The organism is Pacificibacter sp. AS14 (genome assembly GCF_038899935.1).
Taxonomy (GTDB): domain Bacteria; phylum Pseudomonadota; class Alphaproteobacteria; order Rhodobacterales; family Rhodobacteraceae; genus Celeribacter.
Genome location: NZ_JBBMQI010000002.1, coordinates 206,082 through 231,405, shown reverse-complemented (window position 1 = coordinate 231,405; position 25,324 = coordinate 206,082). Strand labels below are relative to the sequence as shown.

The following is a 25,324-nucleotide window of genomic DNA, read 5'->3' as shown; positions in this document are numbered from 1 at the left end:
AATAACTGGTGAGCTGTGTACTCTAAGGCAGTTCTCTAATGCTTTGGGGGTGAGAAACCTGCTATAGGTGATGTATATTGGATTCTGTATCCAAAAAATAGAAGTAATTTACATCAAAGACAGTATTTTCTGCTATTGCATACTGATCTGCTCAAATTTAGCACTTCTTGTCTCCATCCGGCTTAGGCTTATCCATCTCTGCTATTGGGCCGAGGGCATTCCAAGGCGCAAACCGCAACGATCAAGACGTTCTTCAAATCCATCATGCTTGGGACATCTCTGCGCGATACCTTGCCATGCTGGGCGAGGCAGAATTGGTCTGGCGGTATTCTTGGGAAACACGGCGGCTGGTTGAGGGTCAGGGGGCTACATCAACAGATTACCATCCGCGACGCCGCCACTCAGCATTGGGCTGGTTTCGGGCGCATAGTCGCTTGAACGCGCACTTGGAGCAGTCCAAAAGCGCGACAGGCCCAATTCACATATTATTCCTAAGAATAGATCTGCCCATCAAGATTTTAAGGATAGGTCGCTGATTTGAGCAAGATGTAGAGTAAGGTACTTTTTTAGTTGATTAAGATAGACGCGCACTTCATGCCATGATGGAATGCGATGATTGTCACGTCACGAATCTTGGTACTGTAAATTCAGCGCGCAAACTCAGCATTGAACTCAGCCAAGCCTAAAGACAGCCTCTCTGCGATAACAAAAACCTCCACTTCTTTTTTATACCACCGTGCATACGGTCTCTTTTTTTGGGATACGACAACCATGACCAACGCTGCAATTCGCTCTGCATATCTCACGGATGAAACGTCTTTGGTTCGCAGGCTCGTGAATGAAACTCAACTGAGTGACGCCCAAAGAACCGCAATTTGTGCGCAGGCACAAAAGTTGGTGCAAGATGTGCGTGATACGGGCAAAATCGGCGTCATGGAGCGTTTTCTGTCTGAGTATGGCCTGTCAACGAATGAAGGCGTGGCATTGATGTGCTTGGCTGAGGCCATGTTGCGTGTGCCAGACACACATACCGTCGATGCATTGATCCGCGATAAAATCACGCCACATGATTGGGCAAAACATATCGGCGACTCTGGCTCAATTTTGGTGAATGCTTCGACTTGGGGTCTGTTGCTCACGGGCAAAGTTTTAGATCAAGATGGCACGCGTGTCGCAGGGACGTTGCGCGCTTTGGTGCGCCGCCTTGGAGAGCCCGTCGTGCGCACGGCTGTTGGCAAAGCGATGGCGCAAATGGGATCGCAATTCGTGCTTGGCCGCTCTATCGCTGAGGCGACAAAACGCGGTGATGCAATGGTCGCCAAAGGGTACACATATTCCTACGATATGCTCGGAGAAGCCGCCCGCACAGATGCGGATGCCTTAGAGTATCACGAGGCTTACGCACGCGCGATTAAAGCGATCGCTGTGCGTGCAAAACACCAAGATGTACGTGAAAACCCGGGTATTTCGGTCAAACTCTCCGCCCTTCATCCACGCTACGAATATGCGCAACGCAGCGAGATGCTGCCCGTATTGTGTGCGCGCCTTCTGGAACTTGCGCAAGCTGCGGCCAAAGCGAAAATCGGCTTCAACATTGATGCAGAAGAAGCAGATCGTCTCGATATTTCGCTCGAAGTGATCGAGCGTGTGCTGTCCGACGAAAGCCTTGCGGGATGGGATGGATTTGGCGTGGTGGTGCAAGCCTTTGGTCGGCGCGCCATGCCAACATTGGACTGGCTCTATGAACTTGCCGTTCGGCTGGACCGCAAGATCATGGTGCGCTTGGTGAAAGGTGCGTATTGGGACCAAGAGATCAAGCGCGCACAGGTCATGGGCCTTGCCGACTATCCTGTTTTGACACGTAAATCCCATACAGATGTTTCATATCTCGCTTGCTCTCGAAAATTGTTGGGTATGACCGATCGAATATACCCTCAATTTGCCACGCATAATGCGCATTCGGTTGCTGCCGTTCTTGAAATGGCCGACGATCCAAACAGCTTTGAATTTCAACGCCTCCACGGTATGGGGGAGGTGCTACATGACGCCGTGCTGTCACGGCATGGTTCCCGATGCCGCATCTACGCCCCTGTGGGGGCGCATAGGGATTTGCTGGCCTATCTGGTGCGCCGTTTGCTTGAAAATGGCGCGAACTCTTCCTTCGTGAACCAAATCGTAGACGAATCCGTGTCCGCCGAACACATCGTGCGTGATCCAATTGCCTTGGTCAAAGCAAGTGGTTTTCAACCCAGCAAAGCGATCGCACGCCCAAACGATATTTTCGCACCGCGCCTTAACAGTCGAGGATACGACATCACAGACCCGCTTGAGATTGCCAAGATCAACTCTGGCCGTGCTCAGTTTGCCGCGCCGTACCAATGGTCTGCAGCCCCTGTAACGTCGGCGCCGCACGCAAGTGGGACCGCGCGGGATCTGTTCAATCCCTCTGCGCCTCAAGAACGGGTGGGCACAGTGATTGAGGCAGATAAAGCGTTAACTGAAAACGCTGTGGGGCTTGCTGTTGTAGCACAAGGGGCTTGGGCGCAAATCGAGCCGAATGTCCGAGCGGCTTTGTTGCGTAAAGTGGCTGACCTGTATGAGGACAATGCCCACGAAATCTTCGAGCTTTTGGCCCGTGAAGCTGGCAAAACTTTGTTGGATGGCATTGCAGAATTACGCGAAGCCGTAGATTTTCTGCGGTATTATGCGGATGAAATACAGGATTTGAACACCGGCAAGTCCGCGCATGGAGTCATCGTTTGTATTAGTCCATGGAACTTTCCGTTGGCCATCTTCACAGGACAAATTGCAGCAGCACTGGCAGCAGGCAATGCTGTCATTGCAAAGCCCGCAGAGCAAACACCTCTGATTGCTGCGCGTGCGGTCGCATGGATGCAAGACGCAGGTATTCCAACGGATGTGGTGCAGCTTTTACCTGGCGGCGGCTTGACTGTGGGGGCACCCTTAACCGCTGATCCTCGTATTAATGGCGTGTGTTTCACCGGCTCAACAGACGTTGCCAAATTCATTGAGCGTCAACTGGCCAAGACATCGCCCAACGCTATGTTCATCGCTGAAACCGGCGGAATCAATGCAATGATCGTGGATTCGACGGCCCTTATGGAACAAGCCACGCGAGACATTATACGTGCGGCATTCCAGTCGGCAGGTCAAAGATGCTCGGCTTTGCGCGTCCTTTATGTACAAGACGATGTGCGCGAAGAACTTCTTGAAATGTTATCGGGCGCGATGGATGCCCTTACGGCTGGGGATCCGCGGGATCTTGCAACAGATGTTGGGCCTGTGATTGACAAAGACGCCTATGATGGCATCCAAGGCTACCTTCAAGACATGTCTAAAAAACAGCGGATCGTGAAACAAATTTCAGTGCCACAGGCAGGGCTTTACGTCCCGCCAACCATCGTGCACGTCGACAGTATCGCGGATGTAAAGCGTGAGATTTTTGGCCCAGTGCTGCATATTGCCAGTTTCGATGGTGCGCGCGCGGAAGATGCTATCGAGGCGATAAATGCAACGGGATATGGCCTAACCTTTGGCATCCACACCCGTATTGACCGCCGTGTTCAATATGTCTTGGACCGTGTTCATGCTGGAAATGCCTATGTCAACCGCGACCAAATTGGCGCAGTTGTCGGCTCGCAACCCTTTGGGGGGCATGGCCTCTCTGGAACAGGACCCAAAGCCGGCGGCCCTTTCTATTTGCCTCGGTTTCAAACCTCTTCTTTCAAAGATCATTCAGCGCCTGCAGGTCTTGCGTCAGTCTCTGAGGGTCAGGCCGCGGATGCTTTGAAAACGTTGCATGCCCAAGATTGGGCAACATCTACGAACCGTATCACTGAATTGCGCGCGGCCCTTCGCGGCAAGTCAGCCAAGGTCATGTCGGCGGTTGCCGCGCTTGAATATGGGCCCATCGATTTGCCGGGCCCAACGGGAGAAGCAAACCGCCTCCAGCTGACGCCTCGGGGGACTGTTTTGTGTTTAGGACCGGACACAGAAAGCCTTATGTCGCAAGCACTGCAAGCCTTAGCGGCCGGCAATGCTGTCTTGGCAATCGCGCCGGGGGCCTCATCAGCGTTGCGTCCTCTCTCTGGCCTCAAGGCGCCTTTGGCCATTTTAGACGGTTCGCTTGATCTTGAGGCTTTAGAAACGTTGGATGTTGACCTTGTCGCAATCCAAGCTGGCCCTGATCATATGCGTGCGCTCAAAATAAAGCTCGCTGAACGATCAGGAGCCATTATCAAAGTGGTCACAGAGCCTCTCGCGCCAGAGCAGTATTGCCACGAACGCACCACCTGCATCGATACAACGGCAGCTGGCGGGAATGCGTCCCTGCTTGCGGACATAGATGCGGATTGATCATAATATCGCGTTTAGAGTCTCAAAAATATGCGTCTTTGCGGCGTTCTAGGCCTTGGTCTCTCGAAGGTGATTATCGCGCGTTGGTCGTGCCGAGTCTGAAGGTTCAAAGCTAACTTCGCTGTCTTTTAGGTTGGTCTGTTTATCGTATATTTGCGCGGCGGCGCAGCAACCTGTTTGCATTCGTACAGGGGGGCAGTGTTATACGTAGCCCGAGCACCTGATTGAGGTCGTGCTACAGCTTTGCGTCCTATGAGGTGCATTTCTGTAGTTTTGCCCACAAAATCAACAAACTACCGGAGATAAGTCATGATGAAGAAGAAAAAGATTGTTGTCAAAATCGGATCCAGTCTTTTGGCTAACAGTGACAATTTAACACTTCGCTATGCTTTTATGAACGGTCTGTTAAGCGATCTCGCGCAACTTCAAAGGGAAGGTTACAATATTATTTTGACCTCGTCTGGTTCGGTTGCGCTGGGGTTGAACATGGTCGGAAAACGCCCCGAAGACGCGGGCGTTCTTGACAAACAAGCCGCCGCTGCATGCGGCCAACCCCTGTTAATGAATGCCTACCGCCAAGTCGCTTCAGAATATGATTTGAGCGTCGCACAGATGTTGGTGACTGTCGAAGATATGGAAGAAAGTCGCCGCTTTCTGAACATCAAAAATACGATGCTAAGATTGTTCGAAAACGATATTTTGCCCATCATTAACGAGAACGATTCCGTTGCGACGCGCGATCTACGTGTTGGCGACAATGATCGATTGTCCGCTAAGGTCGCGCAAATGATTGAGGCCGATACATTGATAATCTTGACCAGTGTTGAGGGGCTGTACGACCGTGACCCGTCTGATGAGGACGCGAAGTTCATTCACGAAATCGAAGACGTGAGCGAGCATCTCGAATCCACGACAGGTATCAGTACGCTTGGAAGTGGGGGGATGCTCACGAAAATGCACGCGGCAAACATGGCGCAGAACGCTGGGGTTGAGACGATTATTGCAGAGGGTATCATAGAGCGCCCTGTGTCATCCGTACTTGAGAGTGAGCGCCGTTTCACACGTTGCCTTGTGCGCGGCAAGACGGCTTCACCGTTGAAGATTTGGCTGAGCAACCGTTTGCAGGTGTCGGGTACGCTCGTTGTTTCAAATGAAGTATCCTTAGGTATCATCGAGCGCAAACAAGGTGTTAGCCGTGTAGATGTCATTTCAATCCAAGGGGATTTTACCAAGGGCGATGTCCTGCACATTTACAACGAAGATGGTGAAGAAGTGGCGCGTGGGCTGACAAATTTTTCGTCCGAAGAAACCATGCTTATGGCACGCCATCTGGATATGCCGGTTGAAGAGGTGATCGGTTATAAGACGAAAAGTGACATCGTCGGTGCGGAGAACATTCTGGTTCTTGAGGAATATCACCTGCAACTGGAAGCCCCTGAGCAGGACGCGAAAGTTGTTATCCCTGCATAAAGCTCTTTGACGGGGCTCGGCCGTTTGCATGGCCGAGCCCCGTCTGACGTCAGCACCTAGGGCAGGCATTGAGGGGACGCCCGTCTGGATGGTTACTGCTAAGCCAACTGCCGTTCGCGTGGTTTCATCCTGCTCACGGATAAGATCTACCGCTGGTGCCGCGCGTTGGGAGTACTCAATCACCAATGTGTCAATCGAGGAGACGCCGGTGGGCTGAGCATGTCGACCGTAGTCTTCAGTAATTCCAAAGTGTGCCGTCTTCGAGCCGCACAACTGGATGGCTGCCCGGTCTGTATTCATATCGCGCGGCTTCATTTTCATCAAAATCCACCCCAAGGCCCGGAGCATCGCTGACATGAAACAACCCGTCGCGCATCACATGTTCAGACGGGAACAGCGCGTCGCATTCGGGCGTGCCGAGGACGAGATATTCCTGAATGCCAAAATTGGGCGCCCATGCATTTAAATGATGTTGCGCGGCCATTGAAATGGGAGAGTGACTTGGCGCGCCGTGAAAACCGGTACGCACGTGGTGCAGTCCGGCCAAATCGATGATGCGTTTCACATGAGTAATGCCGCCCGCATAGGTTACTGCGATGCGAATGAAGTCGATAAGCTCGTTTTCGATTAGCGCGTTGCAGTCATAGATCGAATTGAACACCTCACCGATGGCGATGGGCACCGTCGAATGCTGACGGATCAAACGCAGGCTATTTTGATCCTCGGCAGGGGTCGGGTCTTCAAGCCAAAAAAGGCCCGCAGGTTCAACTGATTTCGCGAAGGCGGCGGCTTCGCGGGGAAGAAGGCGATGATGGACATCGTGCAGCAGTTTTAAGTCCGGACCAAATTTGTCCCGAATTTCGGCCAATGCTTCTGGCATGAAACGCATATAACGGTCTGTATCCCAAACTTCAGTTTTGGGGATGATGCCTCTGAAATCAGTGATGTAGTCGCCGTTCGTGCCCTTTTTATCAGGCACGGCATAACTGGCAGTGGGCATATCTGGGATGCCGCATTGGACGCGAACGGCCTTGTAGCCTTGTTCGACGTAGGACGAGATAGAGTCCATCAAGTCGGGTAAATCCGCGCCCGTTGCATGGGCATAGACCATCGCGCCATCGCGACTTTTTCCGCCGAAAAGCTGATACAGCGGCATGTTTGCCAGCTTGCCTTTGATGTCCCAAAGCGCCATGTCGATCGCACCAAAAGCAGCCATAGCGATTGGTCCGCGACGAAAATATGCACCACGATAAAAGTACTGCCAAATGTCTTCGCTGCGGCGTGGATCCATCCCGATCAGGTTTGGGATCAGGTAGTCTTGTAGGTAGCTGGCGGGCAGTGTTTCGCGATTGTTAAGGGTCGCATCGCCAAGGCCATAAACCCCTTGATCGGTCATAATTTTGAGCGTGACATAATTCTTGCCCGGCCCGCCGACAAAGACTTTTGCACCAGTAATTTTCATGATGTGGCTCCCAAGAGGTCCGTCACATCTGCCCAATTTTCAGACCGGCGGATCACGTCGATGATGTTTTGGTACTGCGCGCCTTGCGCAAAAGTAGGGTAGGCGGGCACATCTTCGCCAAGGATATCGCGCACAAAGAGGTTGGCCAAAATATGCCAACACTGTTCTGTTTCTCCCAAACCGGCAGGCATGAGGGCCGCGATTTCAATCGGTGTCGGCAGATCTGTCCAATTTGCGCCATCATGCAATGACAAAGTGCCGGAGCCATAGTGTCCCTTGATATAGATCGCGCCTTTGGTGCCGTAAATCATGATGTGATCCTCATGAAAGCGTGGCACCAATGCCCCGTGTTTGAACAGTACGGAAATGGGTTGGGTGGCCATCGCAGACCGCAGCCGTGCCATAACCGTATAGGACCACTCGACGTTGCTATCACCCCATTCCAAATCAGGATCATTTAGGTTCTTGGGGATTAAGGCACGCCGTTTGGTAAAGTCGTGAACGCCGTCAACTTTGGGCGCGCGTCCAAGATCATCACGCACATCGCCAGCGACTTGCAGGATTTCGCCATCTGTTAAAGCCTGCGCAATGGCCAGTGAATGGGTAAAGTTGTTGTTGAGCCGCCCACCGCCATCTTCGGCGCGATGCGACCAACCAAACGGAATGCCGCGTTCAAGGTTGAAATGCGAGATGCTCTCGATCTCAGTCGGCTCCCCGATCACGCCTTGGGCGATCAGCTGCTTGGCGTGTTGGACGCTGGCCGTGTACTGAAAGCTGGCAGCATAAGCCGTTTTGACGTCTTTGGCCTTGGCCTGCGTGTAAAGCTCAGTTGCGGTGGCGCCGTTCGTGGTCATGGGTTTGTCACAAAAAACATGGCAGCCCGCCGTTATGGCCAGCTTGATCTGTTCATAATGAGCCCCTCCTGGGGTCGCTATGGACACAATGTCAGGCTTTAGCTCTGCCAAGGCCGCAGCCCAATTTGTGCTGGCATAAGGGATCGCCAAGTCCTTTGCCACATCACGCACCACGTGATCCGTACGGCCAACCATGCCTACGACCTGCGTGCCTGCATCACGAAACGCGACCGTGTGGCCCTTGCCTGCAAATCCGGTGCCTGCGATCAAAACCTTAAGTTTCTTCATTGTCTTTTCCTCCCGACTTTCGTCCTCACCATCATATTCTCCCAAGATACGTCATTGAGATGGCTGTGATTATTCCGCTACTTTTATCCGCTTCCAATCGCCTTTCCACATACGGCGGTGGAAGGCGGGAAATTTCAGAAATTCTTCCCAAAGGAACAACGATAGGATCCAGAAGGCAGAAAGATCGAAGTAAAATATGAGCAAAGCTGTCGCGGGCACGCGGAAGGCCCATTGCGGCCAAACAAAAACGTGCATGACATAAACTGTATCGCCCGCCGCGCGCAAAGTGTTGCCGCAGATTGCGTTGGTGGCGCGGGGAAACTGAATGATCAGCAAAATAGGCAAGAACCCAAACAGGATTGCGCGGGTTTCGACCTCAAGGTTTGGATAAAGCCAATCTATTGAAAAGCTCATTGCCAAGAAAGTTACAGCTACGATTCCAGCCGCCACAAATGCACCGATCCAAGCGCGCGACAGGAAGCGGTCTAGCACGTCTTCTGGTGTGTCTTTGCCCAAAAGCTGTGCCACCAATATGCCCGTTGCTTGGGTCCACTGCATTGCAATCTGACCTGTCAGCATATTCCACGGCGCAATCAGGGTCATGGCGGCGAACCCATTCAAGGACATGCTTGCGTACATCAATGAACACACATGGGCTGCAAGGTTTGAACTTACGAAGGTCGCAGCGATCGGTAAGGCAAACAAAACATGCCGCTTGAATGAAGGCAAAAACGTGCCATTACGCCAGCCTTCGACTCGACGTAAATGCCCGTAGGAGCGCAGCAGCAGGACGCTCCAGAACCCGGTTTGAACGGTGATCGCGATGGCGCTGCCAATAGCTGCGCCTGCCACGCCGAGCGCCGGAAAGCCCCAAAGGCCGTGAATCAAGACAACACTGAAAGCGATATTTAAAGGTACCGAAAGCAGGTATCCGTAAAGGGGAAGCTTACTGCGACTGCATCCATTAAAGAAACTTGCGATCGCCTGACCGATAGATTCACCTAAGATGACGATGCAGAAAATTGACAAATAGGTTTGCGCTTGATCCGAGATCTCAGCTGTTGGCGCTAGGGCTTCGGTTAGAATGCCCCCCAACAGTTGGATCAGGCCAACACCTATAACGCCGATACTTAGACTAACAGCTAGCCCAGACGCCAATACCGATTTCAAGAACACTGGATCGTTGCTTCCTACGGCCTGAGCGGTGCGAATTTGCATGGCTTGGGAAAATGCGAAAATGAAGCCAATGACGATCCCGCCGAGAGCGGCTGCCAATCCCATCGCGGCAAGCGCCCCCTCCCCAAGAGACGACAGCAAAAATCCATCAATCACCACAGTCCCGTGCAGAAAAATCGCCTTCAGTGTCATGGGCCACGCAAGAGAAAAAATCTGACGAGCTCCGGGAGCGTTTTTTTGGGCGAGGTGTTCTGTATTGTCTTGCATGGGGTTCTTTCGTTTCACTCAATATGCAGCAAGCAATGGGCGTCATCGCAATTTGCCCGCGCTGCATTAGTTGTAATGCGCTCAAAATAGTCGATCTTATCTAATGCACGCTTGGTGAGCTTGCCCAGTTTTATGCTGTTTTGTTGACGGACTAACAGTAGATTAAGGTTGGCCCTTTGCGTGAACATATCGCACGCAGTAGGGGCCGTAGGGCGGGGCGCACCGAGCTGCAAAGCATCCTTTATCTCGAAAACCCGATCACTCAGTTTCAACGTCATCGATGACATCTAATCATTTAGAAAACTCATCACTTCAGCAAAGGTCGCGCGTTGATTCAGAACTGCGGCTGCATGAGGCATGCAAGCGACCCTTTTGTATCTGCACTCATATTTACGCTACCAGAAAGAAAATAGGAATACTAGCTCTGGTATACTAGTGTGGGCACTGGTATACTAGTTAAGAGTTGATTCGGTCCTAGCTTTGGGCTGAAATCCAGCAACGTCAAAGGGGAGGACATAATGTCTGGCGTGAATCTAAGCGGAATCGTAAAGGCCTACGGGGCGGTGCAGGTTGTACATGGAATTGATTTGGACGTTGCAGAGAAGGAGTTTGTTGTTCTTGTTGGCCCGTCCGGCTGTGGCAAGTCTACAACGCTTCGGATGGTTGCTGGGCTTGAAGAAATTTCTGGTGGTGAGCTGACCATTGATGGTCGCTTTGTGAATCGGGTTGCTCCCAAAGACCGTGATGTGGCGATGGTTTTCCAAAACTACGCCCTGTATCCGCACTTAAATGTGGCAGACAACATGGCTTTCGGATTGCGGATCCGTAAGATGCCTAAGGACGAAATCAAAACCACCATCGCTGACGTGGCTGAAATCCTTGGCTTGACACCTTATCTGGATCGCCGTCCATCCGATTTGTCAGGCGGACAGCGCCAGCGTGTCGCTATGGGGCGTGCGATCGTGCGTCATCCTAAAGTTTTCTTGTTTGATGAGCCGCTCTCGAACCTTGATGCCAAGCTACGCACGCAGATGCGCGCAGAGATCAAGCGTTTGCACAAACGCCTTGGAGTGACATCTATCTACGTCACTCACGATCAAGTCGAGGCTATGACTTTGGCGGATCGGATCGTGGTTATGAATGACGGCAGAATTGAACAGGTCGGCACGCCGATGGAATTGTTCAACAATCCTGCCAACACCTTCGTTGCTGGCTTCCTTGGCTCACCGCCGATGAACCAATTGAAGGGTGTGTTGACGCAAACCGGCGTGAAGGTTGGCGACGCAGAGATCAAAATCGACGGCGCTGCTGCCGAAAACGCTGGTCGCAATGTGATTGTGGGCATTCGCCCTGAGCACGTGACACTGCAAGCTGAGGGTCAGTCTTCTAGCCTTCCGCTTTCACTGGATCTGGTAGAACCCCTTGGATCCGAGGCGTTGCTTCACGCACGTTACGGCGAATCCGCACTTGTCTTCAAAGTCGAAACCAACGGTGACATTGATCATCTGTCTGGTGTCTCAGAGGTCCATGTGCAGCCCGATATGGTGAAACTGTTCGACGCCGACACAGGCCGTGCATTGAACCTAGGGGCTTGAAGACCATGGCAGAAGAAAACTCAAGCGCAAGCGGTCAGCCTGTTCAGAATGCCCGCACGGAAGGGCGCGAAATGCGCCGCCAAAATGCGAACGATGGACGGTGGCTTCGCCTTCTAGATCATTTCAAGCGTGAATGGCAGCTCTACGCGATGTTGCTGCCCACGATTATCTGGTTCCTCGTGTTTTTGTACAAGCCAATGTATGGTCTGCAGATTGCGTTCAAGGATTATTCTATTTTCCGCGGTGTGTCAGGCAGCCCTTGGATTGGTTTTGAACATTTCCATACACTGTTTTCGAATGATCAATTCATTCGGGCGGTCAAAAATACGATCATCATCAGCTTCTACAACCTTTTGTTTGGGTTTCCGGCACCGATTATTCTCGCTCTCATGTTCAATGAAGTGCTTCACGCGAGCTACAAAAAGACAGCCCAAACAATTGTTTACCTTCCACACTTTATATCTTCGGTCATTATCGCAGGTATCGTTATCACAGCCTTTTCACCCACAGCCGGTATCATCAATACCTTTATCAGCTGGCTTGGATTTGAACCGATTTACTTCCTAACTCAACCGGAGTGGTTCCGTCCGATTTTTGTCGGAACAGGTATTTGGCAAGAGGCAGGCTTTGGGTCCATCGTGTTCCTTGCTGCGATTTCAGGTGTGAATCCATCTTTGTACGAAAGTGCAGTTGTGGATGGGGCGAACCGTTGGCAAATGATGTGGAAAATCACAGTGCCGTCGATTTTGCCTACAATTTTGATCATGCTGATCATTCGGATCGGCAACGTTATGGAAGTCTCGTTTGAGTTGGTCATGTTGCTCTATCAACCATCCACTTACGCCACTGCTGACGTCGTGAACACATGGGTTTACCGACAGGGACTTCAATCGGGTCAATACGATCTTGCCGCAGCTGCGGGTCTGTTCAACGCTGTCGTTGCTTTGACGCTGGTGATGACCGCAAACACATTGTCGCGCCGCTTTTCGCGCACATCACTTTGGTAGGAGGATCAAACAATGATTAACTGGAACCTCTATTCACGCGGCGACAAATTCTTCGCCATTACTGTATCGGTCCTGATCGGGATGTTTACCGTCGCGACGCTGTACCCGTTCATCTATATCGCGGCGGTGTCTTTCAGTTCCGGCTTTGCAGCACAATCCGGCAAGGTGGTGTTTACCCCTATCGATGCAACGCTCGAAGCCTATGGCTATATTATCGGTGATCCAAAGTTTTGGCGCTCCTATGGGAACACCTTTATCTACACGATCGGCGGCACGTTTATGAGCATGTTGTTCATCATCCCCGCTGCATATGCGTTGTCACGCCCACAGCTAAAGGGACGTCGGGCCTTCAATCTGTTTATCGCATTTACAATGTGGTTTAACGCTGGCCTGATCCCGTTCTTCTTGAACATGCGTGACCTTGGTTTGCTTGACAGCATGTTCGGCATCATCCTTGCCTTCGCGGTGAATGCGTTCAACATCATCTTGTTGCGCAACTTCTTTGAGGCCATTCCGCAAAGCTTTGAAGAAGCGGCCCGGATGGATGGGGCCAATGACTTTCAAGTGCTTTGGAAGGTCTTTGTTCCATTGTCTAAGCCGGCTATTGCGACCATCACTTTGTTTTGCATTGTATCGCGCTGGAATGGCTTTTTCTGGGCCATGGTTTTGCTGCAAAGCGAAGAGAAGATCCCGTTGCAGGTGTTCTTGCGTCACACGATCGCAAACCTCAGCGACAATGACGAGTTTGCTATTTTGCAAACGGCAGCAGGGTTCAGTGCTGAAACTGTGACCGCAGCCATCATCGTTTGTTCGATCATCCCAGTGCTGATCGTCTACCCATTTATCCAGAAGTACTTCGAGAAGGGCATCTTGCTCGGGGGCGTCAAAGAATAATTTAAACGCAAAAGGGAGGAAACCACATGCGTAAACTAAGCCTAGCAGCGGTACTGCTTGCAGGAAGTGCGATCTCATCACCCGTCTTCGCAGACGGCCACCTAAAGATCGTGGATGAGCCACTGGAACTTACTATCCAGATGAACCATCGTGCCTACCCTATCTACGAAGAGGACTGGGCTGTCGAACAAGCCGCACGCGAGATGACCAACATTCATCTTAAGGACGTGACAGTGGGCGCAAACATGCGCACAGATTCAGAGAACTCCGGCAACACCGAAGCTCTGAACTTGATGTTGGCCACGGGCGAAGTCCCGAACATCGTCGGTTCGAGCCGGATCAAGGATTTTGTGAACCAGTATGGTCCAGAAGGCGCCTTTATTCCGCTCAACGATCTGATCGCAGAGCATGCGCCCCACATCGCAGCCTACTATGCTGAACGCCCCGATATCGCAGCTTCAGTGAAAGCTGCGGATGGCCAAATGTACTACATCCCTTACTTGCCAGATGGCAAATATGGTCGTGCTTACTGGATCCGCACCGATTGGTTGGATGCTCTTGGACTTGAAGTACCGCAAACAGTTGAAGAATACGAAGCTGTGCTGCGTGCCTTCAAAACCCAAGATCCAAACGGCAATGGTATCGCAGATGAAGTGCCACTGTTCTTGCGTCAGTGGCCTGAGCTTATCCGTATGGTCACCCTTTGGGATGGTCGCGCTCACGGTTCAGACACCTACCATGATTTCTACGTTGACGATGGCCAGATCACGCACGGTTACATCGGCGAAGGATATCGCGAAGGCATTAAAAACCTTGCGCGTTGGTACGCTGATGGCTTGATCGATGCAGAAGTCTTTACTCGCGGCAGTTCGGCGCGTGACTTCTTGTTCTCCGAAAACCTCGGTGGGTCCACACATGACTGGTTCGCCTCGACTGGCGGATACAACAGCCTGTCCAGCGAGATCGAAGGTTTTGAACTCAAAGCTATGGCGCCACCAGCCTCTATTTCTGGCAAGCGGATCGAAGAGCACCGCCGTATTCTGGTCAAACCTGACGGTTGGGCCATGGGGTACACCAACGAACACCCAGTTGAAACGATCAAGTACTTTGATTTCTGGTTCACCGAAGAAGGGCGTCGCCTTGCCAACTTCGGCGTTGAAGGCGTGCACTACGACATGGTCGACGGAAAGCCGATCTTCAAGCAAGAATTCCTTGATGCAGGTCCAGTCAACCGTTCGCTCAATCAGGTGGGTGCCCAGCTTCAAGGTCGTGGTTATTTCCAAGACTACAACTACGAAATCCAATGGACCAACGAGTTCGCTCTTGAAGGTATCGATCTGTACGAACAAGGCGATTACTTGATCCCTGACTTCCTCGGCGTATCTTTCACGGCCGATGAGCAAAAGGTCTATGACCGCTCTTGGGGGTCTGTGCGTGACTACATGTTGGAAAAACAGCAGTCTTGGATCCTTGGTGCAAGTGATGTCGAAGCCGGATGGGACGACTACTTGGCACAGCTGAACGATCTCGGCCTGCAAGATGTTCTTGAAGTGATGCAATCTGCATACGAGCGTCAGTACAGCGCAAACTAAATCCTCCCGCTCGAGGCAGCGATCTTTGCTGCCTCGAGCTCTTCCAGACACTCACAATATGCGGGAACACAATCCGATGGCGGCCACCAATCTTCCAAAGCTCGATGAACCCAAAGCGGGCGGATTAACCATTCAGTACAGCCCGACAGCTGAGACAGAGATCACTGAGAATCCACCGCGATTCATGTGGATTCCTGTCATTGATGAAGAGGCGGCCTATGTCTTGAGGGTCTCGACGGATCCGAAATTTCCCAAAGACAAAACGCAGACCTTTGCGAACCTGCCTTTCAATTTCTTTACGCCTGACGTCACGTTTGAGCCGAACAACTACTATTGGGCCTATGCCTCTTGGGACGCCGAAACCGGCGCGCCGAGCAGTGGTTGGAGCAGCAATCGCAGCTTTACACTTGCGGCTGATCTGCCTGAAACGCCTCTGGCGTCGCGCAGCGCGCGCCTTTCAACGGTTGCGACCGATCACCCGCGCTTGTGGATGACAAACGACCGATTGGGCGATTTCATCAAAGAGGTCAAAGCCAACCCAGACCATTGTGCATGGTCCACTTTTTACGAAAAATCAGTAGTGCCATGGATGGACCGCGACATCATTCGCGAACCCGCAGGCTACCCTGATCACAAGCGTACGGCTCCTGTTTGGCGCAAGACTTATATTGAACTCCAAGAAGTTTGGTATGCGATCCGCCATCTCGCGATCGGTGGTAAGGTCACTGGCAACGCCGAGATGACAGCACGCGCCAAAGAATGGCTTCTTGAGGCAGCAAGCTGGGACTCGATGGGCGTTACATCGCGTGCCTATACAGATGAATGGGCTTACCGCGTGTCTAACGCGCTCGCTTGGGGCTATGACTGGCTTTACGATGAATTGTCCGAGGATGAACGCGCCATTGTGCGAGCTTCCTTGTTGGAGCGCACACGCGACATCGCGGAACATGCGATCTTAAACGCCAAGATCCATCTGTTTCCTTACGATAGCCATGCGGTTCGGTCTGTATCGCTCTCAATTGTGCCTGCTTGTATCGCTTTGCTGGGCGACGACGAAAACGACGAAGCTCGTGGCTGGTTGAACTATTCTATTGAATTCTTGATGACAGTCTATTCGCCTTGGGGTGACAGCGATGGTGGCTGGGCCGAGGGTACGAACTACTGGATGATGGGCATCGCTTATCTGATCGATTCCGCCAACCGCTTGAAATCCTATACTGGCATCGATCTTTACCAGCGCCCGTTCTTGCAAAATACCGGTGACTTCCCGCTGTTCTGTAAAGCACCAAACACCCGCCGCGCGACTTTTGGCGATGACAGCACGCAAGGCGACCTGCCAGGCATCAAAACCGGCCTGAACATGCGCCAATTTGCTGGCGCCACCGGCAAAGGCGAATACCAATGGTACGCCGAAGAAAACCTGCGCACCAATCCAGACACCGAAATGGCGTTTTACAATTGGGGTTGGTGGGACACGAATTTCGATGAGCTGGTGTTCCAAACCGATTTCCCAGTTGTTGAAGCCACGCCCCCTAAAGGCGGCCTGCGCCACTTCAAAGGTATCGGATGGGTTGGCGCGCAACACGCGATGGGCGATCCGGACAACCACATCCAGTTCGTGTTCAAATCCTCTAAATTCGGCTCTGTCAGCCACAGCCACGGCGATCAGAATGCGTTCTGTATGGCCGCCTATGGCGAGGATATGGCGATCCAGTCGGGCTACTACGTGGCCTTCAATTCATCGATGCACCGCAACTGGCGCCGCCAAACCCGTTCCAAGAACGCGATCTTGATCAACGGCAAAGGCCAATACGCGGAAAAAGACAAATCCAAAGCCCTGAATGCGACAGGTAAGATCATTGCCGCCGAACAGCGCGAGGATCACATCTTTATCCACGGCGACGCGACAAAGGCCTATCAAAGCCTATCGCCAGAAGTCACACGGGCCGAGCGCGAGATCTATTTCGTGAAAAACTCATACTTTGTCATCATCGACAAGGTGGACGCGGAAACACCTGTGACGGTGGACTGGTTGCTTCATGCCAACAACAAATTTGAACTGGGCAAATCGTCGTTCCGCAACACGGGCGAACGGGCTGGTTTCTACGGACAGGTCGTTTGGTCAGAGGCGGGCAAGCCCGAAATCTCGCAAACAACGGATTTCCCCGACGTTGATCCCGCTGATTACGAAGGCCTGCCTGTCAGCACCTTCTTGACGGCGAAATATCCGGCGTCCACGCGACACCGGATTGCGACGCTGCTCGTGCCTTACAAGCTCGACGCGCCAAAACGGATCTTTAACTTCATGGACGATCAAGGCTATGACGCTGATCTCTACTTCACAGATTCCGAAGAGAGCACTTTCAAAGTGGTCCTCAAGAAGCTGGCAAACACCTAAGAACACCTGCGGAGAGTTAGAATGACTGTTAAGAACCTGTTCCCCGGCGCAGATGCCGAGCTTGTAACCGTTTCCGACGGCCTGAGCCGCAAGGTCGGGGCGTATAACGACAACCTGATGGTCGTGGAAGTGCATTTCGAGGCGGGCACTATTGCCCCCTTGCACCACCATGTACACGAACAAATCACTTATGTGATATCGGGCAAATTCGAATTCACTGTTGGCGACGAAACTTACATCGTAACCGCTGGTGACTCTCTTTATAAGCAATCCAACATCGTACACGGCGCGATCTGTCTTGAGGCAGGCACGCTTTTGGATGTCTTCACACCACACCGTGAAGACTTCCTTTGATCGAAAACAAATAGAATAACGAACGGAGAAAATTCATGACCAAACCTGTGATCGGATTCATTGGCCTCGGCCTTATGGGCGGCAATATGGTCGAGAACCTTCAAAAGAGGGGCTTCGAGCTGGTCGTGATGGACCTAAACAAAGATGCCGTATCTGCTGTAATAGGTCGGGGAAACGCCACAGAGGCGGCCTCTCCTAAGGAATTGGCAGAAGCGAGCGACATCGTTATGCTGTGTCTCACCACTTCTGAAGTTGTTGAAAAGGTCGTCTACGGCGATAACGGCATTCTGGCTGGTATTAAAAAAGGCGCTGTGCTTATCGATTTCGGCACATCCATCCCAGCCTCGACCCGTAAAATCGGTGCTGACCTTGCGGCAAAAGGCGCGGGCATGATTGATGCGCCGCTTGGCCGTACCCCAGCGCATGCCAAGGATGGTCTTTTGAACATCATGGCCGCTGGCGACCAAACAACCTTTGATCAGGTCAAGCCTGTGCTTGACGAACAAGGCGAGAATGTCTTTTACCTTGGCGCACTCGGTGCCGGACATGTCACCAAGTTGATCAACAACTTCATGGGCATGACGACTGTTTGCGCGATGAGCCAAGCCTTCGCCGTTGCCGATCGTGCGGGCGTTGATCGTCAGCAGCTGTTCGACATCATGTCCACGGGTCCGTCCAATTCACCGTTCATGGGTTTTTGCAAAAACTACGCAGTAGATGGCGTCAGCAACCTTGGCTTTTCGATCAACAACGCAAACAAAGATCTTGGTTATTTCTTGCAAATGGCTTCAGACATGGGCACGCGCGCTGAAATCGCTGAAGGCACCTCGCACAATCTTCAAGCTGCTGTGGACGCAGGTTTGGGGGACGAAAATGTTCCGAATATCTTCGACTATTTTCTGAAGCTCCAAAGCTAAATTAAAGAAGCAACCCGACCTGGTTTCGCGTAAAAGCGCTTGGCGGATCAGGACGGCAATGCATCTATAAACCTCAGGGGTAAGCCGGCTATTTAAACTGGCAGTCATGCAATCGTGGTTCAAGCCGATCCGAACACCTAATACGAGGTGGACAGGTGGGTTGGGATCACGGTTGATGCGCCTTTGGGGCGGTGTAGATGTATATGTATATGTTGTGAACGGTCTGCCTTGCGCATCTGACGCGCTTCATTAACGACGCGCGTAACTCACATGGATTTTGCTTCGTAACTGCTTATGATAGCGATTTCTACAGTGTCGGTTTTCATGCAACGTCTGACCGTCATTATATTTTTTGGTACCGAAGGCTGCTTTGAGTGCTATGACGGCATGTCTGACAATCAGGCCATAGGTCTTGAGTATCCTATATGTTTAAGCCTTTGATATAGATGCCCAAGTCCGGCATTGAATCTGGGATGTCTCACGCCAACAAAGAGCCAGATTGAAGCCTCTGCAAATTTTAAGTCTCTTGCACGTTTTGGAACGTATGGCGGTGTGGCGTGCCATGCAGATCGGTTCCTCAGATTTTGGGATACGTATCCATGGATTGCTAAGCTGCCGTCTAAGGTAGTGTTTGCAAAGACAGTGCTAAAAACTGCTTCTGAAAACAAACCTGTCTGCCGTCATCGTCTATGTCGCTCTGTCGTTTTCGGCATTTCAAAGCGTCCAAGGGCCGTCGGGCGAGACAAATCAGACGTGTGATTAATAATCAGGCATCCGTCATCTGCCAATGCAGGCGGCTTAAAATGTGACCCATTAACGCCGAGACATATGCCAAACGCTAAAGCGCATGCATTGGGCGATTCCAAAAGGAATTGGCTGTTGCTGCGATGCCGCGATTCGTCCATGATATCGGGAAGGAGCTTTTGCCATGTCAATTACTGCCAGCATCTATCATCTCACCCATTATAAATACGACAGACCGGTGACGTTGGGGCCTCAAACGATCCGTTTGCGTCCCGCACCGCATTCGCGCACACGCGTGATTTCGCATAGCCTCAAAGTCTCGCCATCGGCACATTTTGTGAACCACCAGCAAGATCCTTATGGCAATTGGCTGGCCCGTTTTGTGTTCCCAGAACCCGTGCGCGAATTCAAGATTGAGGTCGATCTTGTCGCGGATATGTCCGTCTACAACCCGTTTGATTTCTTCGTGGAAGACAGCGCAAAGGAATTTCCATTTTCCTATGACACCGACATTGCCCCTGACCTGAGCATCTATATGCGTACTGATCCAGTTGGGCCCTTGTTAAAGACCTTCATGGCCAGTGTCGCGCGCGACCCCATGGTGACGATTGATTTTCTGGTGATGCTGAATATGCGTTTGGCAAATGAAATCAACTACGAAATCCGCATGGAACCAGGTGTGCAAACCGCCGAGGAAACGCTGGGCCGCGTCGCAGGGTCTTGCCGCGATACCAGCTGGCTATTGGTGCAAGTGCTGCGCAACCTTGGCCTTGCTGCGCGCTTTGTCTCGGGCTACCTGATCCAGCTCAAGCCTGATTTGATCGCCTTGGATGGGCCTGCGGGCACCGACAAAGATTTCACCGATCTGCATGCATGGGTCGAGGTCTATTTGCCCGGTGCGGGTTGGGTCGGGCTTGATCCGACGTCCGGTCTTTTGGCCGGCGAAAGCCACATTCCCTTGGCCGCCACGCCGCATTATCGCCATGCCGCGCCTATTTCTGGACTCGCAAGTGCGGCTGATGTTGAATTTGCATTCGATATGCAGGTCACACGCACGGCAGAACATCCGCGCATCACCAAGCCGTTTTCTGACGATGCATGGGACGCGCTGAACACGCTTGGCAAAGCGGTCGACAAACGGCTTGAAGCTGGCGATGTGCGCTTGACCATGGGCGGCGAGCCGACGTTTGTATCCATCGACGATTTTGAAAGTGCCGAGTGGAATTCCGATGCAGTTGGTCCAACAAAACGTGGACTGGCTGACCAATTGATGCGCCGCTTGCAAGGCAAGTTCTCGACCGGTGGGTTGCTGCATTATGGGCAGGGCAAATGGTATCCGGGCGAAACGCTCCCGCGGTGGACCTTTTCGCTGTATTGGCGCAAAGATGGCCATCCGATCTGGAACGATCCTGATCTGCTGGCGAAAGAAGACACGTATGAAGATGTTGGGCCCGAGGATGCTCATGCGCTTTTGGCTGCGATTGCGACAAGCCTTGAGGTGCCACGCGAAAACGTCCTGCCGGCTTTTGAGGATCCTGCCGAGTGGATCATCAAAGAAGGCAATCTACCTGCGAATGTCACGCCCGAAAATTCCAAACTTGCCGATCCCGAAGAGCGCGCGCGCATTGCGCGTGTGTTTGAGCGCGGCCTGACAACCCCAGCAGGGTACGTCTTGCCCGTGCAACGTTGGCAGTCCCGTGCCTCAAGCCGCTGGATGTCAGAGGTCTGGGATATGCGTCGCGGTCAAGTGTTCCTTGTGGCGGGCGACAGCCCTGTCGGTTACCGCTTGCCGTTGGGCACGCTGCCGCATGTGCCCGAAAGCGACGTGTACTTTATCACGCCGCAAGATCCGACAGAACCACGCGCACCCTTGCCCACCCCCGTGGCGGAAAAGCAAGCAGAGCCACAGCAACCTGTCGCCCATCGCCAGCAAGGCAGTGCAGGTCAAGAACAGGTTGAGCAAACACTGGGTGATCTCAATGGACGCGTGCGCACCGCGATTTCGGTCGAGCCGCGTGACGGGCGTCTGTGCGTATTCTTGCCGCCCGTTGAAACGCTTGAAGACTATCTTGAATTGATTGCAGCGGTGGAAGCCGGTGCAAAATCCATTGGTCGCAAGGTATTGATCGAAGGCTATGCGCCGCCGCATGATCCGCGCGTTGAAGTGATGCGCATCGCGCCAGATCCTGGCGTGATCGAGGTTAACATCCACCCCGCCGCCAATTGGGACGCTTGCGTGCACACCACTCAAGCAGTCTATGAAGAAGCGCGCCAGTGCCGTTTGGGGGCCGATAAGTTCATGACCGACGGCCGTCATACTGGCACGGGCGGAGGCAATCATGTTGTTGTCGGAGGTGCGACGCCCAATGACAGCCCGTTCTTGCGCCGTCCTGATCTGTTAAAAAGCCTGATCCTGTTTTGGCAGCGCCATCCCAGCCTGTCCTATCTTTTCGCGGGTACTTTTGTTGGTCCGACATCGCAGGCCCCGCGCATCGATGAGGCGCGCCATGATGTGCTGTACGAACTTGAAATTGCGTTGGACCAAATCTGGCCACCCTCTGAAGGGGCCACTGTGCCCCCATGGTTGACCGACCGTCTGTTGCGCAACGCGCTGATTGATGTCACGGGCAACACCCACCGGACCGAGATTTGCATCGACAAGCTGTTCTCGCCTGATGGGCCAACAGGACGGTTGGGCCTTGTCGAGTTCCGTGGCTTTGAGATGCCGCCAAACCCGCGCATGAGCCTTGCGCAACAATTGCTGTTGCGCGCCATTATCGCGCGCTGTTGGGAAAATCCGCTCAGCGGCAACCTGACCCGCTGGGGCACGACCTTGCATGACCGTTTCATGTTGCCCGCCTTTATCTGGGAAGACTTCTTGGACGTTTTGGGCGATCTGCGCGGCCATGATATGCACTTTGATCCAGCATGGTTCGAGGCACAGGCCGAGTTCCGCTTCCCGTTCTGCGGTGAAGTCACCTATGAAGGTATCACATTGGAACTGCGCCAAGCGCTGGAACCATGGCATGTGATGGGCGAAACAGGTGCTATCGGTGGCACTGTGCGCTATACAGATAGCTCTTCGGAACGACTGCAAGTCACGTTGAAAGGCGCAAATCCAGATCGCTACACGGTCACGGCAAATCAGCGTTTTGTCCCAATGACGCCGACAGCGATCAACGGAACGCGCGTGGGTGGTGTACGCTATAAGGCGTGGAAACCCTCGATGTCACTGCATCCTGTACTTGAGGTCGACGCGCCACTGACGTTTGATATCTATGACACATGGACGGGGAAATCGCTTGGCGGATGCCGCTATCACGTCGCGCACCCAGGCGGGCGCAACTTTGATACGTTCCCAGTGAACGGAAATGAAGCAGAGGCACGCCGGCTTAGCAGATTTGAAAAGATGGGACATACTGCAGGCTCAGTGCCCCCCGCGCCAGAGCGGCCGCACCCTGAATTCCCGATGACGCTGGATCTGCGGCGTCGGAGCGGCCTTTAGAAGATGCAAACGCAACAGTCCTCTGCACAGCGTAAGACGCAGCAAAATTTGCTGGCGTCTTATGGTGTGCAGGGCCGCGGCCAAGCCCCACCCAACGACGAGATGTTGGCCACGAACGGCACAATCAAACCCGTTTGGAGCTCTTTCTTTGACCATCTGAACAGTCTTACACCGCAAGACCTCGCCGCGCGATTTTCGCGCGGCGATCAATATCTGCGCGACGCTGGCGTGCTTTACCGCCAGTATGACGAAACGTTGTCGACAGAACGGGAATGGCCGCTCAGCCATATACCGGTCATCATCGGCGAAGACGAATGGCAGGTTATTTCCGACGGGTTGATCGAGCGGGCCGACCTTTTGGAATACATTTTAGGGGACTTTTACGGTGACAACACACTGGTGTCATCGGGACAGTTGCCCGCCCAATTGCTGAGCCAAAATCCGGCTTGGCTGCGTCCAATGGTCGGCGTCGCAAAAAAAGGCAGGCCTTTACTGAACGCGCTGTCGTTCGAAATCGGGCGCGGGCCGGATGGCAAATGGTGGGTCATCAGCGATCTAATCGAAGCCCCCTCGACCGCTGGGTTTGCCGTTGAAAACCGCATCGCCATGGGGCGAGTTTTTCCGAATTTTTTCGCAAACGCGAATATTTACCGCCTTGCCGGATATTTCCAAGACTTTCAGCAAAGCCTCATGAAGATAAAAGGGCGGACCACGGGTGAGGTTGCCTTGCTGTCGCCGGGCCCGATGAACCAGAACTATGCAGAACATGCCTATATGGCGCGCTATCTAGGTCTGTTGTTGGTTGAGGGCGAAGACCTGATTGTTCAGGACGGCAAAGCAATGGTGCGCACGGTTGCTGGGTTGAAGCCGATCAGCCTTTTGTGGAACCGTTTGCCAAGTACCATGTTTGACCCGTTGGAACTTGATTCAAATTCTATGCTGGGGGCCGCAGGGTTGGTACAAGCGATCCGTGACGGGACGCTTAAGACAGTGAATATGGTCGGCGCAGGCGTGCTTGAAACGCGCGCGTTGATGGCGTTTCTACCCAAAATTGCACGCGCGCATCTTGGGCACGGTCTGGCTATGCCCAATATCGCGACCTGGTGGTGCGGACAGAAAAGCCAGCGGGACCATGTTATAGCCAACAGCGCGCGTATGATGGTTGGGGATGCCTTTTCGACCGTCCCGCTGATGGCCGATCCTCACACAACCACGTTTGACACCGCCTTGGGCGGTACCCAGTCACAGCAATTGGCAGATTTGCTGACAACCAATGGCCACACCCTTGTTGGGCAAGAGGCCGTGACCCTATCGACCACGCCTGTCTGGGAAAGAGGTCAATTGGTTGCGCGGCCGATGTGTATCCGAATTTCGATGGGTCGGACGGAAAAGGGATGGTCCGTCATGCCGGGTGGTTATGCGCGGATCAGCGCAGGCGATGACGCCAAGGCGCTGGCCATGCAACGTGGCGGTCAGGTGGCAGATGTCTGGGTGAGTAGCCCCAAATCGGTCAACACGCCAACCCTTTTGTCTGCGCCCAAAACTGCGGCGTCGCGCAGCGCGACCCATGCGCTTTTGCCCAGTCGGGCAGCAGATAATTTGTTCTGGCTAGGGCGCTATGTTGAACGCGCGGAGCAGAATATGCGGATGTTCAGGGCCTATTTCTCGCGCATTTGCGATGGCGCCAAACATAGCGACACCATGCCCACCTATATTCGTGACCAGCTGATGAACGGCGTGGCGCCTGACGCGACGGCCATTGCCGCGCGGTTTGATGAACCGCTGGCGCTGGCGTTGCAATCGGCCTCGCGCATTAATGACCGCTTTTCCCCCGACGGGATGATGGCCCTGCGTGGACTGGTGAAAGATGCTAAAGCCTTGGGGGACACTTTTGTCCCGCTTGATGATATTCCGGTTCAGATCAGCAGTCTTTTGCGTCAAGTCACCGGCTTTGCTGGGCTTGTACACGAAAACATGTACCGCTCGGACGGTTGGCGCTTTCTTAGCATAGGCATCTCGCTCGAACGGGCGGCCAATATGTGCGATGTGCTGGCAGCGTGTTTGTCAGCAGAACCGGCGAGCGGTGCGGTGGACCTAGCCCTTGAAATCGGAGACAGCGTCGTGTCACATCGTACCCGGTTTCAAATTGCGGCCAATAGCATGTCTGCCGCAGATCTTCTGGCGCTTGACCCGCAAAATCCGCGTTCAGTCCGTTATCATATTACACGCACCAAGGATCACATCGCCAATCTGCCAACCCAAGCTGACGACCACAACATGAGCCATGTTGCGCGTCAGGTTCTGCTGCTTGAAACCCAACTTGCAACGAGTCAGCCCGCGATGATGACACCTGAGGCCTTAGTGCAGATCAAGCAAGACATTTGGGCCATATCCGACACGCTTAACGCATATCATCTGGCCTGA

Annotated in this window: 14 protein-coding genes; 11 read left to right on the top strand and 3 right to left on the bottom strand. The window is 53.0% G+C overall.

Annotation, left to right across the window (positions count from 1 at the left end):
* The first annotated feature begins 771 nt into the window (after positions 1-771).
* A complete protein-coding gene (gene putA, locus WNY38_RS03955) occupies positions 772-4,377 on the top strand; it encodes a bifunctional proline dehydrogenase/L-glutamate gamma-semialdehyde dehydrogenase PutA (RefSeq protein ID WP_342856027.1) in 3,606 nt (1,201 codons plus the stop codon).
* A gap of 309 nt (positions 4,378-4,686) precedes the next feature.
* Complete coding sequence (gene proB, locus WNY38_RS03950) at positions 4,687-5,847, top strand: glutamate 5-kinase (RefSeq protein WP_342856026.1); 1,161 nt, start codon at positions 4,687-4,689, stop codon at positions 5,845-5,847.
* Positions 5,848-6,082: 235 nt separating this feature from the next.
* On the opposite strand, the gene manD is transcribed toward proB, so the two are convergent.
* The 3 genes from manD to WNY38_RS03935 form a co-directional block, all read right to left on the bottom strand.
* Positions 6,083-7,309 carry a D-mannonate dehydratase ManD gene (manD, locus tag WNY38_RS03945; protein ID WP_342856025.1) on the bottom strand — a complete coding sequence of 409 codons (1,227 nt, stop codon included), beginning with the start codon at positions 7,307-7,309 and terminating at the stop codon, positions 6,083-6,085.
* Positions 7,306-8,451, bottom strand: coding sequence for a Gfo/Idh/MocA family oxidoreductase (locus WNY38_RS03940; RefSeq protein ID WP_342856024.1), 1,146 nt, complete (start codon positions 8,449-8,451; stop codon positions 7,306-7,308). The genes manD and WNY38_RS03940 overlap by 4 nt, the downstream gene beginning before the upstream one ends.
* 69 nt (positions 8,452-8,520) lie before the next feature.
* Positions 8,521-9,819, bottom strand: coding sequence for an MATE family efflux transporter (locus WNY38_RS03935; protein ID WP_342856023.1), 1,299 nt, complete (start codon positions 9,817-9,819; stop codon positions 8,521-8,523).
* A 593-nt stretch (positions 9,820-10,412) separates the two neighbouring features.
* Between WNY38_RS03935 and ugpC the strand changes: the two genes are divergently transcribed.
* The 9 genes from ugpC (at position 10,413) to WNY38_RS03890 (ending at position 25,324) form a co-directional block, all read left to right on the top strand.
* Positions 10,413-11,489, top strand: a complete 1,077-nt coding sequence (gene ugpC / locus WNY38_RS03930) for a sn-glycerol-3-phosphate ABC transporter ATP-binding protein UgpC (RefSeq protein ID WP_342856022.1) — start codon at positions 10,413-10,415, stop codon at positions 11,487-11,489.
* 5 nt (positions 11,490-11,494) lie between these two features.
* Positions 11,495-12,496, top strand: a complete 1,002-nt coding sequence (locus WNY38_RS03925; RefSeq protein WP_342856020.1) for a sugar ABC transporter permease — start codon at positions 11,495-11,497, stop codon at positions 12,494-12,496.
* Between the two features lie 12 nt (positions 12,497-12,508).
* A complete protein-coding gene (locus WNY38_RS03920) occupies positions 12,509-13,390 on the top strand; it encodes a carbohydrate ABC transporter permease (RefSeq protein ID WP_342856019.1) in 882 nt (293 codons plus the stop codon).
* Between the two features lie 26 nt (positions 13,391-13,416).
* The gene (locus tag WNY38_RS03915; RefSeq protein WP_342856018.1) at positions 13,417-14,982 is read left to right on the top strand and encodes an extracellular solute-binding protein; all 1,566 of its coding nucleotides are present in this window, start codon (positions 13,417-13,419) and stop codon (positions 14,980-14,982) included.
* Between the two features lie 58 nt (positions 14,983-15,040).
* On the top strand, positions 15,041-17,380 hold the full coding sequence (locus tag WNY38_RS03910) for a DUF4962 domain-containing protein (protein ID WP_342856016.1): 2,340 nt from the start codon (positions 15,041-15,043) through the stop codon (positions 17,378-17,380).
* Between the two features lie 21 nt (positions 17,381-17,401).
* Entirely contained in the window at positions 17,402-17,734 is a 333-nt protein-coding gene (locus WNY38_RS03905) for a cupin domain-containing protein (protein WP_342856015.1), read from the top strand.
* Between the two features lie 35 nt (positions 17,735-17,769).
* A complete protein-coding gene (locus WNY38_RS03900; RefSeq protein WP_342856014.1) occupies positions 17,770-18,651 on the top strand; it encodes an NAD(P)-dependent oxidoreductase in 882 nt (293 codons plus the stop codon).
* A 928-nt stretch (positions 18,652-19,579) separates the two neighbouring features.
* The gene (locus WNY38_RS03895) at positions 19,580-22,900 is read left to right on the top strand and encodes a transglutaminase family protein (protein ID WP_342856013.1); all 3,321 of its coding nucleotides are present in this window, start codon (positions 19,580-19,582) and stop codon (positions 22,898-22,900) included.
* 3 nt (positions 22,901-22,903) lie between these two features.
* Entirely contained in the window at positions 22,904-25,324 is a 2,421-nt protein-coding gene (locus WNY38_RS03890) for a circularly permuted type 2 ATP-grasp protein (protein ID WP_342856012.1), read from the top strand.